12 protein-coding genes are annotated in these 12997 nt (G+C 38.7%); 6 read left to right on the top strand and 6 right to left on the bottom strand.

All coding sequences use genetic code 11. From position 1 onward, the window contains the following. The first annotated feature begins 85 nt into the window (after positions 1 to 85). On the top strand, positions 86 to 838 hold the full coding sequence (locus tag GWI59_RS14695; protein ID WP_109400581.1) for a MipA/OmpV family protein: 753 nt from the start codon (positions 86 to 88) through the stop codon (positions 836 to 838). A gap of 87 nt (positions 839 to 925) precedes the next feature. Here GWI59_RS14695 and GWI59_RS14690 read toward each other — a convergent pair whose 3' ends face one another. Both GWI59_RS14690 and gapA read right to left on the bottom strand, forming a co-directional pair. After that, positions 926 to 1810 (bottom strand): D-hexose-6-phosphate mutarotase, encoded by an 885-nt coding sequence (locus tag GWI59_RS14690; protein ID WP_109847345.1) that lies wholly within the window; start codon positions 1808 to 1810, stop codon positions 926 to 928. A 113-nt stretch (positions 1811 to 1923) separates the two neighbouring features. Continuing rightward, positions 1924 to 2919 (bottom strand): glyceraldehyde-3-phosphate dehydrogenase, encoded by a 996-nt coding sequence (gene gapA, locus GWI59_RS14685; protein ID WP_109400579.1) that lies wholly within the window; start codon positions 2917 to 2919, stop codon positions 1924 to 1926. 343 nt (positions 2920 to 3262) lie between these two features. On the opposite strand from gapA, the gene msrB reads away from it, so the two are divergent. Then, on the top strand, positions 3263 to 3700 hold the full coding sequence (msrB, locus tag GWI59_RS14680; RefSeq protein ID WP_109847346.1) for a peptide-methionine (R)-S-oxide reductase MsrB: 438 nt from the start codon (positions 3263 to 3265) through the stop codon (positions 3698 to 3700). A gap of 80 nt (positions 3701 to 3780) precedes the next feature. Continuing rightward, entirely contained in the window at positions 3781 to 4062 is a 282-nt protein-coding gene (locus GWI59_RS14675; RefSeq protein ID WP_072064107.1) for a YeaC family protein, read from the top strand. A 120-nt stretch (positions 4063 to 4182) separates the two neighbouring features. Here GWI59_RS14675 and pncA read toward each other — a convergent pair whose 3' ends face one another. The 3 genes from pncA to sppA all read right to left on the bottom strand — a co-directional run bounded on the left by pncA (position 4183) and on the right by sppA (position 7973). Next, positions 4183 to 4827 carry a bifunctional nicotinamidase/pyrazinamidase gene (pncA, locus tag GWI59_RS14670; RefSeq protein ID WP_006536409.1) on the bottom strand — a complete coding sequence of 215 codons (645 nt, stop codon included), beginning with the start codon at positions 4825 to 4827 and terminating at the stop codon, positions 4183 to 4185. Between the two features lie 22 nt (positions 4828 to 4849). Next, complete coding sequence (ansA, locus tag GWI59_RS14665) at positions 4850 to 5872, bottom strand: asparaginase (protein ID WP_072064105.1); 1023 nt, start codon at positions 5870 to 5872, stop codon at positions 4850 to 4852. Between the two features lie 244 nt (positions 5873 to 6116). Next, complete coding sequence (sppA, locus tag GWI59_RS14660) at positions 6117 to 7973, bottom strand: signal peptide peptidase SppA (RefSeq protein WP_109847348.1); 1857 nt, start codon at positions 7971 to 7973, stop codon at positions 6117 to 6119. 533 nt (positions 7974 to 8506) lie between these two features. Between sppA and GWI59_RS14655 the strand changes: the two genes are divergently transcribed. From GWI59_RS14655 to GWI59_RS14645, 3 genes are read left to right on the top strand one after another with little or no spacing between them, the layout of a single operon-like run. Next, positions 8507 to 9058, top strand: coding sequence for an NAD(P)H nitroreductase (locus GWI59_RS14655; RefSeq protein ID WP_006536414.1), 552 nt, complete (start codon positions 8507 to 8509; stop codon positions 9056 to 9058). A gap of 16 nt (positions 9059 to 9074) precedes the next feature. Then, a complete protein-coding gene (gene selD / locus GWI59_RS14650; protein WP_109847349.1) occupies positions 9075 to 10118 on the top strand; it encodes a selenide, water dikinase SelD in 1044 nt (347 codons plus the stop codon). Between the two features lie 4 nt (positions 10119 to 10122). Continuing rightward, positions 10123 to 12084, top strand: coding sequence for a DNA topoisomerase III (locus GWI59_RS14645; RefSeq protein ID WP_109847350.1), 1962 nt, complete (start codon positions 10123 to 10125; stop codon positions 12082 to 12084). A gap of 66 nt (positions 12085 to 12150) precedes the next feature. Here GWI59_RS14645 and xthA read toward each other — a convergent pair whose 3' ends face one another. Then, complete coding sequence (gene xthA, locus GWI59_RS14640) at positions 12151 to 12957, bottom strand: exodeoxyribonuclease III (protein ID WP_109400572.1); 807 nt, start codon at positions 12955 to 12957, stop codon at positions 12151 to 12153. Positions 12958 to 12997: the final 40 nt, after the last annotated feature.

The raw sequence follows: 12997 nt of genomic DNA, 5'->3' as shown, positions 1-12997 counted from the left end.
AGGTAAAATAATATCGGTTTTAGTTAATTGTGACTGAAATTGGTTTTTGGTTGCTACTTTATTAATGACAATATGGAAAATCATCGTGAGTAATAAGAAGATTATCATTTCTTTAGCCGTTATTGCAGGACTTAGCGCACCAGCAGCATTTGCTGGAGAATGGTCAATTGGTGGCTCGGTCTTAGCGCAAGTCACGCCTTATAAAGGGGCTAAATCAAAAGATTATTTATTACCCGTGCCACAAGTTAACTACCAATCAGAAAATTTCTATTTTGCGACATTAGCCGCAGGGTATTACTTGTGGAACACCCCTAAAGATCAACTTTCTGTTGATTTACACTATTACCCTCAAGCTTATAAACCAAGCGATAGTGACGACGAGCAAATGAAAAAATTGAATCGTCGTCGTGACACAATGATGGGTGGCTTTACTTATAAACATCATGAATCATGGGGTAGCTTAAGAGCAATTGTATCGGGTGATATGCTAGGTAAAAGTAACGGTATTATTGCTGACGCTGCTTATTTATATCCTTTCAAATTTGGTAACTGGTCTTTACAACCAGGTGCAGGTGTTGTCTGGGAAAACAAAAAGCAAAACCGTTATGCTTATGGAATTAGCCACGCAGAATCACAACGCAGTGGTTTAGCAGAATATACGCCAAATGATAGTTGGAGACCTTATTTTGAAATCTCTGCTAACTATAAATTTGCAGAAAAATGGAATTTCTTTGCGATGGGACGTATTGACCATTTACCAAGTGAAGTGAAAGACAGTCCTATGGTGAATAAATCTGTGACTGCAATTATGTGGACTGGTGTGACTTACACATTCTAACTCACTAAAATTTAGTAAGATTTGCAATGATAAAAAAGCTTCGATTAAACTCGAAGCTTTTTTATTGTGTAATATACCAGTAATAATTTATTTTTCGGCTATATCTTTACGAACACGAACTACTAGAGATAAACGACCAGGATGAACGTTATCTGGTTTTAATGGTTGGTGAATACGAGCAGTTTCTACACAAGCCATTTTACGATAGCCACCTGCACTCATATCTTTCATTGAACTTGCAAGCTCTGCGCCGGGGTTCCAACAAACCACATCACTATGATGATAATGATGAACTTCAATTGTGCGATCCCAACCATCATCATGTATAAGGTTAAAATCCTCAGGCTCGGTATAAAGCCTGTCAGTGCGCCCATTAAAGCGCAATGAGGTTTCATCAGTGTAAACCTCTTTATCTGCCACTGTGTCAATGTAGTGGCTTCCTAGGCCGGTTACAGATACATTATCAATGTCACTCACATTAAAATAAGAGTGAAGGGCAGCTGTCGCTTCATAATCACCATAAGATTCTAATTCAACCTCACAGGTTGCTCCTAATTTAAAACGAGCAATAACAGTAAAGGGATGAGGCCAATATTTTTGTGTCTGCTGGCTCTCTTTTAATGTCATAGTGATGAGAACACCATCATCTTGTTCTGTATGGGCACTAAATTCCCAAGGAATAATTCGCGCAAATCCATGACTTGGTGTACCTGCTGAAGCAAACCAAGGCCAGCAAATAGGAATACCGCCACGAATGGCAACACCAGGAGTGAAGAGAGAAGCTTCGCTTACCCAAAATACAGGATGTTCTTGTGCGGGTTGCCAAGCAATTAAATGCGCGCCTTGAAGACTGATAGCTGCGCGTACTTTAGGGTGTGAAATAACAAGGATAGAAAGCTCGCCTAATTGCCGACGACTTAAGTAAGGTGATATTTGTTCAATAATCGGCAAAGAAAAAATTTTCTCATTCATTATCTTATGACCTTATGTCACTGACTATTTCAATACAATAAACTGACTGGCTAGAAAATAAAAGAGCCACCGAAAGGTGGCTCTAAAAGAAATCGTGACTTTCTAAACTCTAATTATTTAGAGATGTGAGAAATCAGATCCAGAACTTTGTTTGAATAACCAACTTCGTTATCGTACCAAGCAACTAATTTAACAAAGTTATCGTTCAGAGCGATACCTGCTTTAGCATCAAATACTGAAGTCAGAACTTCACCATTGAAGTCAGTTGAAACAACTGCATCTTCAGTGTAACCCAGAACGCCTTTCAGTTCGCCTTCAGCTGCTGCTTTGATAGCGTCACAGATTTGAGCGTAAGTTGCTGGTTTTTCCAGACGTGCAGTCAGGTCAACAACAGAAACGTTAGGAGTAGGAACACGGAAAGACATACCAGTCAATTTGCCGTTCAGCTCAGGAATAACTTTACCTACAGCTTTAGCTGCACCAGTTGATGATGGGATGATGTTTTGAGAAGCACCACGACCACCACGCCAGTCTTTTGAAGATGGACCATCAACAGTACGTTGAGTTGCAGTTGTTGCGTGAACAGTAGTCATCAGACCTTCAACGATACCGAAGTTGTCGTTGATAACTTTAGCTAAAGGCGCTAAGCAGTTAGTAGTACAAGATGCGTTAGAAACGATGTCTTGGCCTGCGTATGATTTATGGTTTACGCCCATAACGAACATTGGAGTGCTGTCTTTTGATGGACCAGTCAGAACAACTTTTTTCGCACCAGCTTGGATGTGTTTACGAGCAGTTTCATCAGTTAAGAACAGACCTGTTGCTTCTGCAACAACGTCAGCACCGACTTCGTTCCATTTCAGATTTGCTGGATCTTTTTCTGAAGTTACGCGGATGGTTTTACCATTAACAACGAGGTGGCCATCTTTTACTTCAACAGTACCGTTGAAACGGCCATGAGTTGAATCGTATTTCAGCATGTATGCCATGTAGTCTGCGTCTAACAGATCGTTAATACCTACGATTTCGATATCTGAACGTTCTTGAGCAGCACGGAAAACGATGCGGCCGATACGACCAAAACCATTAATACCTACTTTGATAGTCATATGTATTCCACCAGCTTTAATTTAGTGAATTAAAAAGTTGATTCTAAAGTTACCAAAACCGCGCCAATCGTCAAGCGGAATCGTGTCAATAATTGCAAAAAATCAATTAAAAAAACACTTTTCGCTTAAAGATTGGTCGTTTTAGACAAATGTTACGCTGTGTATTATCGGGATCAATGCCGATAAATGAAGTTACCTTTGCTCTGTTATGTGAAACTCATCACATTTCAAAAACTAAAGATTACTCTTAGTGATTTTAGACTATATTTTTCAGATTTGTTGTTAAATCTTTGTTATTATTCACTGTTGTTTTAAAAAGCATTTTTCTGGGCAAGAGGTCTATATGGCAGATAATGAAAAGAAAGTGAATATTTCAAGTAATAACAATCACCTTGATTTATCAACACTCAACGAAATGCAACGTTATGTGACGCAACAACAAGGTACAGAGCCCCCATTTAGTGGTAAATTATTACACAATCGCGAAACAGGAATTTATCACTGTTTATGTTGTTCTGCTCCCTTGTTTTATTCAGATACCAAATTTGATGCAGGATGTGGTTGGCCTAGCTTTTATCAACCTGTTAGTGATAGTGCAATTCGCTATATTGATGATTTTTCTCATAATATGAAAAGAACGGAGATCCGTTGCCAACAATGTGATGCACATTTAGGTCATGTTTTTAATGATGGTCCTGCCCCAACAGGGGAGCGTTATTGTGTTAATTCAGCATCTCTTTCATTTACGAATAGTGAAACAGGCGAAAAACAAGCTGGTTAATTTAGCGAGTTAACAAAATAACAACAACTGAAAAAACGATTCAGCTATTTCAAGTGATTATTTAGCTTATGGAGCAATCAATGGAAGTTAATGAACTTATTTCGATGGTAACACCCGAAATATATCAGCGTATTTCAACCGCAGTTGAACTAGGTAAATGGCCTGATGGCGTTGCATTGACAGCTGAACAAAAAGAGCATTGTATGCAGATTGTTTTATTATGGCAGGCGAAAAATAACCACACACCTGAGCATATGACAGTAGGCACTAATGGACAAATTACCATGAAGAGCAAACAAGAATTAAAAGCTCAGTTTCAATCTGAACGTTTAGCAACGTTAACGCCAATAGATGATGACTAAAAAATGTGTTAAATGAATAGAACAGAGATAAAAAGGGGATATTTATTAACCAAGTTGGTAAATAGTATCTCCTTTTTCATTTTATGAGATAAAAAATAAAGAAACTACTGAACTACTGAACTACTGATTATTACGATTAAGCCAATGAGCTGAATCAATTAGTATTGCACCCTTCACTCGCATCTCTTCCAGTGCTTTTTCGCTATCGTCATTTTGAATATTTACACCGCGACAACCGTCTGTAATGACTGAGACCTGATATCCTAATAACAGCGCATCTAGCACTGTAAATTTGACACAGTAATCCGTAGCAATTCCTAAAATATAAAGATGTTTTATATTGAGCGTCTGTAAAAGTGTGTGTAAGCCGGTTTGATATTCATGGTCGTTATCAAAAAAAGCACTATAACTATCAATAAGGGGATTTTGCCCTTTATAAATAATATGATTAATTAAGGCTTGGTTTAATTCAGGGTGAAATGCAGCACCATAAGAATGTTGTACGCAATGAACTGGCCACCAAACTTGTGGTAATCCATTAAGTGTACCGATTTCTCCCACAACAGTACCTGAATTTTCAGCAAAGCTAAGATGATCGGCTGGATGCCAATCTAAACTTGCAATAATCGGGCTTTTAGTTTGCTTGAAACCATTAATAAGCTGATTGGCTGTTTGAATAACCCTCTCACTCTCGTTAACAGCTAAAGCCCCCCCTGTACAAAAATCGTTTTGTATATCAACCAGTAATAGCGCAGAGTTTTTCACTAAAGTTGCCCTTTTATTAAGCTTAGTCGTTATCGTTTAATGTCATTTCACCGCGAAGGTTTTGTTGCATTAAGCGACAAATTTCAGTGTAATTATATTGTTGGCTAAGGAGATAATGCAGTTTAGTTAATGTCGCCTCAAATGTCATATCATAACCACTAATAACACCGACTTCCGCTAATGCTTGGCCTGTTGCATAACCTTCCATATTCACTCGACCAGAAATACATTGTGTAAGATTAATAACCACAATGCCACGCTCTGTTGCTTCGCGCAGTGTAGAAAGTAAAGCAGGGTGTGATGGTGCATTACCGACACCATAAGAGCGCAATATTAAGGCTTTCACCGGTTGCATCAGAATATTTTTCACTACTACATCTGAAAGGCCTGGATAAATCGTGACAACACCGATAGGCTGGGGCGTAATATTATGTGCAATAAATTCCCCTTTCCCTTTGGGAAAAGAGTTAATTTTAAATTGTTTAATATTAATGCCCGCTTCTAACAATGGTGCGCTATTCGGTGACGCGAAGGCATTAAAGCCATCAGCATGTGCTTTTACTGTGCGGTTTCCTCGATACAACGTGTTATTGAAGAAAAGTGCTACTTCATTAATTGGATGATGTGCAGCGAGATAAAGTGCATTTAATAGGTTTGTTTGTCCATCAGACCGTAAGGCTTCTAAAGGAATTTGAGAGCCAGTAACGATAATAGGCTTGCTAAGATTCTCAAACATAAAAGAGAGTGCTGATGCGGTAAATGCCATGGTATCAGTACCATGAAGAATAACGAACCCATCATAGTTGTGATAATTTTCATTTATATCATCAGCGATAGATTGCCAATCTTCTGGGGTGATATTTGATGAATCAATTAAAGGAAGGTGCTCTTTGATTGTAAAATCGGGCATCTCTTCACGATGGAATTCTGGCATTTTAGCTAATTGGCGTTGTAAATGCCCTGATACAGGAATATAGCCATGTTCAGAATGTTGCATACCAATAGTACCGCCAGTATAAACAACGTAGATTGATTTTTTTTGCATCAGACAAAGCACTCTTATTCAGCTGTGAGAAATATCTGATTATAGGGAGTTTACAGAATAAAAAAAGGAAAGGATGCTAAAAAAATAAAATAGAGATTAATGAATATCCGCTTTAAATCATCGCGTTAAAAATATCATTGATAAGAATGAGTGAAAAATAATCGCCAGCATATTATGCCAAATAAAGTCAGAAATAAAAGAGAAAACACCCACCTTGAAAGGGTGGGTGTTGAGACTGAAAAGATTATTGAATATCCCCACAAGATAAACAATACGCATAGCGATTTAACGGGTCGTTCATATTGCGATAAAACTCTGTCTGGGTTTTAACTTCTTTTAAAACAGGTGCAGGTATATACGCTTGTAATGGATCAGGAAGGAGCGCTTTTGCATTAGACGATAAACTCATTATGATCTGCTCTGACAGGCTTAATTCAGGTTTCATCCAATCAACAACAGGCTGGTCAATTTTTGCCATTTTAGCCGCAGCATCAATAGCATCATCAAAATCACCAAACTCATCAACTAAACCCACATTCTTTGCATCTATTCCTACCCACACTCGACCTTGAGCAATACGGTCAATTTGAGCTGGCGTTTTTTTACGAGATTCTGCGACTAAATGAATAAACGTTTTATAACCACTTTCGATATTTAACTGTAAAAGTTCTGCAAACTCTTCAGGTAGTTTATTTGTGACAGATAATCCGGCTAAGGGTGAAGTTGTGACGCCATCAGTATAAACACCAATAGACTCTAAGCTGTTTTCAAAGGTATTAATAACGCCAAAGATGCCAATTGAGCCTGTTAATGTCGATGGGCTAGCAATAATCTTATTTGCAGGGGTTGAGATCCAATATCCACCTGATGCGGCTAAACCTCCCATTGAAACAACCACATGTTTTTTCTGTTGTTTAAAGGCGGCAACTTCACTACGTATTTGCTCTGATGCAGAAACACTACCTCCAGGGCTATTTACACGTAATACAAGTGCCTTAATATTCGGATCTAAACGTGCTTGGCGAATTTGATTAGCAATAGTTGTCCCTCCTGCAGAACCCGGGATACTTTCACCATCAATAATGGCTCCTTGAACAACGACGACGGCAATATTCCCTTCATCATTTGCAGGTAATGATGAAGTTAATGTATCGGCATAATCATAAATGCTGATATTGTTAAATTGTTGGTTTTCTTTATCCCACTGGAAGGTCTCTGTCATATCTGCTTCAAATTGAGCGTATGAGCTTACAGAATCCACTAATTTACGATTTAGCGCATAAGTTGCGTTATCGCCATCTGCATTGCGTAGCTGTGCAATCATCTCTTTTGCACCAGGGAAAACATCTTCTTTGGTAATGCTACGGTTTTCTGCAACTTGGGTTAAATAAGTAGACCATAGTGAATTAACTAAACGTAATGAAGCTTCCCGTGATTCTGCAGACATGTCATTACGCATTAATGGCTCAACCGCGGATTTATACGTTCCTACGCGGAAAATATGAGTACTAACTTTTAAATTTTCTAACAGTGTTTTGTAATAGAGGTTTTGAAAGCCAAAACCATAAATGCCTACGGCACCTTGAGAAGTGAGGTAAATCTTATCTGCATAAGAAGCGAGATAATACTGTGGTTGACTGTAATAGCCACTTACTGCAAAAATCGGTTTGCCTGTCTTTTTAAATTCATTAAGTGCTTTACCAATATAATTTAGCGAAGGCTGGTCTGCGCCTGCAAATTCATCAAGTTTAAGCACCATACCTTTAATTTTGGGATCTTGAGTTGCTCGACGTAACGTGTCGACAACTTCAAATAATGAATTTTCTTGAAGCTGACTACTAGAAACGCCTAAAAGCTCACGTCCAACTTCTCCTAAGGGATTTTGGGTTGCAGTTTGGTCAACAATGACACCTTTAAGGTCAACAAGAAGGGCGCCTTCATAATCCATTGGTTTTTGTGCTTCCTTACTAATTAAGAAAATACCAATAACCATAAAGAGAAGGAAAAAGAAAATAACGTTTAAGATTAATTTCCTGATAAAGTTAATGGCTTGCCAACTGAATTTTAATATTACGCCGATTAACTCCATAATTTTATTCATATTATCTCCACATCATGTAAAGCTAAAATTTAATCCTAAACAGTCATGCTAGAATTATTGGTAAGCAGGTTACATCCACATAATCTCATACTATTAAAACAAAGAATGTTGTTAGCAATAGAGAGAATAGCAATAACAATGAAGGAATATTCTAATATAGCTCTTATTGAATGTCTGTCATTGATTTTTAGGAAACCTCGAATGATAACTCTTTGCTTAAGATGTTATTAAGTAAAAAGTTATTTTACGTAAAAATAGCTAAATAAATTCACACAAAAAGGCATCAAACTAATATGAGAATCGTCGAATTAAAGATAAAAATAGACTTAAATTAACGGAGTAGGCTGATGTTAATCATTTTATGAACAATAATTTACGATTAAATAACCACATCGCTGACTTTTAGAAAAATTTCCGCCTAAATCTGTGGATGGTGGTAATATAACAGTTTGTTATACTGCGAATTGATAAGAACTGTCCATCCCCATAAGAATGGGATCTTGCTAAAATAAAATGCTGACAGGAGAATAAAAATGGATGCATTAACACTGCTTTTGAACCGCCGTTCAGCTTCCCGCCTGACTACACCAGCCCCTGATAGTGAAGCCCTCAATACTATTTTACAAGCTGGTATGCGCGCGCCTGATCATGGTGCACTTAAGCCTTGGCATTTTGTTGTAATGCAAAAGGAAGGTATTGAGCGTTTTAGCCAATTACTGCATAAAGCCGCGGTTGTGAGTAATTTAGGCCCTGAGGTTGAAGAAAAAGCAAAAAATGCACCTTTTCGTGCCCCATTGATCATCACAGTTATTGCGAAAGTGAAAGATCATCCTAAAGTGCCTGAATGGGAGCAAGTTGTTGCAGCAGGTTGTTGCGTACAAGCAATGCAAATGGCCGCTGTTGCACAAGGATTTGGGGGAATTTGGCGCTCAGGCTCTTGGACTCATGACGCAGTTGTAAGAGAAGGGCTTGGCTGTGGTGAACACGACCAGATTATTGGTTTCCTTTATTTAGGTACACCAGCTTTAAAAGCACCAATGACGGTTTCTCCTGCTGACTTAACTGATTTTGTGACTTATTTTTAAAAAAGGATGGCATGTTATGTCTGAAGCAATTCGTTTAACACAATACAGTCATGGTGCAGGTTGTGGTTGTAAAATCTCGCCAAAAGTTTTAGAAACCATTTTACACAGCGAACAAGCTAAATTTCATGATCCTCATTTACTTGTTGGTAATGAAACTAAAGATGATGCCGCTGTTTATGATTTAGGAAATGGTACAGGTATTATCAGCACCACTGATTTTTTTATGCCAATTGTTGATAACCCTTATGACTTTGGGCGTATCGCTGCAACAAATGCAATCAGCGATATTTTTGCAATGGGTGGAAAACCTATTATGGCGATTGCTATTTTAGGTTGGCCAATTAATAAACTGGCACCGGAAATTGCACGTGAAGTGATTGAAGGTGGTCGAGCTGCTTGTCAAGAAGCAGGAATTTCATTAGCTGGTGGTCACTCAATTGATGCGCCAGAACCTATTTTTGGTCTTGCCGTAACGGGTGTAGTGCCTGTGAGTAAAGTGAAGAAAAACAGTGAAGCTAAAGCAGGATGTCAGCTTTTTTTAACTAAACCTTTGGGTATCGGTGTATTAACAACTGCTGAGAAGAAAGGTTTATTAAAACCAGAACACCAAGGTTTAGCGACAGAAATTATGTGTCGTATGAATAAAGCCGGTTCTGATTTTTCTGATATTGATGGTGTCACTGCAATGACTGATGTTACAGGGTTTGGTTTATTAGGGCACTTAAGTGAAATCTGTGATGGCTCTGGTGTACAAGCGACTATTCACTTCTCACAAGTACCAAGATTGCCAGAAGTCGAGTCTTATATTGAACAAGGCTGTGTTCCGGGCGGTACAAGTCGTAACTTTGAAAGTTATGGTCATTTAATTGGTGAGATCACTGAAATGCAACGCAAATTACTCTGTGATCCACAAACATCAGGTGGCTTATTATTAGCAGTATTACCTGAAGCTGTGGAACAAGTTAAAGACGTCGCGGCTCGTTTTGATATTGAACTAACCTCTATCGGTGAGTTAACTGAGCCAGTGGCAGGAAAAGCGTTGATTGAAGTGATTAACTAACGTAATGAGATTATTTATTGCAGAAAAACCCAGCCTTGCTCGAGCTATTGCTGATGTATTGCCAAAACCTCATAAACGGGGCGATGGCTTTATTCTTTGTGGTGATAACCAGTATGTGACGTGGTGTGTTGGTCACTTACTTGAACAAGCTGAGCCGGATGCATACGACCCGCGGTACGCCCGCTGGTCGTTAGATGATTTGCCCATTATTCCTGAAAAATGGCAACTGAAACCCCGAGCTGATGTTAAGAAACAGCTGGAAACCATTAAAACACTGCTTAAGCAGGCACAAGAAGTGATCCACGCGGGAGACCCCGATCGTGAAGGTCAGCTTTTAGTAGATGAAGTGCTTAACTATTTAAATATCAGTGAAGAGCAAAGAAAACAGGCACGCCGTTGCTTAATTAATGACTTAAATCCCGCGGCTGTGACACGTGCTATTGATAAGCTACGGTATAACCATGAATTTGTACCATTATGTGTATCTGCTTTGGCACGAGCAAGAGCAGACTGGCTTTATGGTATCAACATGACGCGAGCCTATACACTCTTAGGCCAGCGCAATGGTTACCAAGGCGTATTATCTGTAGGGCGTGTACAAACGCCTGTATTAGGCTTAGTCGTTCGTCGTGATGAAGAAATTGAAAACTTCGTTCCTAAGGATTTCTTTGAAGTTAAAGCACATGTTGTAACACCTGCTGATGAACGCTTTACTGCGATTTGGCAGCCAAGTGAACATTGTGAACCTTGGCAAGATGAAGAAGGGCGATTATTAAATCGTAAACTTGCAGAGCATGTTGTTGAGAGAATTAAAAACAAACCTGCGTATGTAACGGATTATCAAGATAAGCAAGAATCTGAAATAGCACCACTTCCTTTTTCACTTTCTGCATTACAAATTGAAGCAGCAAAACGTTTTGGTTTAAGTGCACAGCAAGTTTTAGATACATGCCAACGCCTATATGAAACACATAAGCTGATCACGTATCCGCGTTCTGACAGTCGTTATTTACCTGATGAACATTTTGCTGGTCGCCATGCTGTTATTAATGCGATTAGTACACATGATCCAAGCCTATTACCGCAAGCGACCCTAGATATTGATAAAAAGAATCGTTGCTGGGATGATAAAAAAGTTGATGCTCACCATGCGATTATTCCAACGGCAAAAACGAGTAATATCTCATTAAGTGAAAATGAGAAAAATATTTATTATCTCGTGGCTCGCCAATATCTAATGCAATTTATGCCTGATGCAGTTTATCGTAAATGCGTTATTGAACTTGATATTGAGAATGGCAAGTTTATTGCTAAAGCACGTTTTTTAGCACAATCAGGATGGCGAGTATTACTAGGTGCGAAAGAGCAAGATGCTGAAAATGATGGTTCTGCATTGCCAATAGTGGCTAAAGGTGATGAGTTGCTGTGTGAAAAGGGTGAAATTGTTGAAAAGCAAACGCAGCCCCCAAGGCCTTTTACTGATGCAACATTGCTTTCAGCTATGACCGGAATTGCGCGCTTTGTTCAAGATAAAGAACTTAAGAAAATCCTAAGAGCAACAGATGGCTTAGGTACTGAAGCGACAAGGGCGGGGATTATTGAGCTATTATTTAAACGCGGTTTTTTGCAAAAAAAAGGGCGAGCCATTAATTCAACGCCGGCCGGTAGAGCATTAATTCATGTATTGCCCGATATGGCAACCTTACCGGATATGACCGCACACTGGGAATCGATACTCACGCAAATTAGTGAAAAGCAATTTAAATATCAAGATTTTATGATGCCATTAAATAACACCTTGATAGAGTTGATTACTCAAGCAAAACGTCGTCCGAATATTCAAGCTTTTAGAAATCTTCCTGCACCGGCGCATAACAAAAAGCGCAAGACAGCAACGAAAGGAAGTCATAAAGCAAGCGCCAAAAAAAATAAAGCGCAGAGTAAAGACGCAACGACTGAGAGTTAAGCACAAATAAAAAGCACTTTCTCTATATTTAGCGAAGTGCTTTTATTGAATTAAAATTTTATTTGATTAGATTTTAAATTCAGCCCATACAGGGGCATGATCAGATGGTTTTTCCATTCCACGAATATCGTAATCAATTCCTGTTGAAATACAATTATCCGCTAAACAACGACTGGCTAAGAGTAAATCGATACGTAGTCCACGATTGTCATCAAATCCTTTAGAACGATAATCAAACCACGAGAATTTATCATCTGCTTCAGGATGTTGTTGGCGGAAAGTATCTGTTAATCCCCAGCCCATCAATGTTGCCAGCCATTCCCGCTCTTCTGGTAAGAAAGAACATTTACCTGTTTTTAACCAGCGTTTCATATTATTTTCGCCAATACCAATATCTTTATCTGTTGGGCTAATATTTAAATCACCCATAATAAGTACTGGAGAGGTCGGTTTTAAGCTGGCAGTTAGGTAGTTTTGAAGGTCAGCATAAAATTTTTCTTTTGCTGGAAATTTAGTTTCATGATCACGGCTTTCACCTTGAGGGAAATAACCGTTCATCACTGTCAATAAACCCGCGGGTGTTTCGATATCAGCCATGATCATGCGGCGTTGAGCATCATCGTCATCACTAGGAAAACCTTTACGTACTGCGACGGGTTTTTCCTTTGTGAGTAAGGCAACTCCATAATGCCCTTTTTGACCATGATAGAAAACATGATAACCCAAGGCACCCACTGTATCTAATGGAAACATATCATCATGAACTTTTGTTTCTTGAAGTCCAATAACATCTGGCTGATGTTTTTCTATGATAGCTTCAAGTTGGTGAGGACGAGCGCGTAAACCATTAATATTGAAAGAGACAAATTTCATGTGACTGTAACCATTTATATATTGAATAATAGGATGCCTT

The sequence above is a fragment of the Proteus sp. G2673 genome (genome assembly GCF_009915125.1).
Taxonomy (GTDB): domain Bacteria; phylum Pseudomonadota; class Gammaproteobacteria; order Enterobacterales; family Enterobacteriaceae; genus Proteus; species Proteus penneri.
Note: the sequence above shows the minus strand (reverse complement) of the source record. Positions and strands in the feature narration are given on the sequence as shown.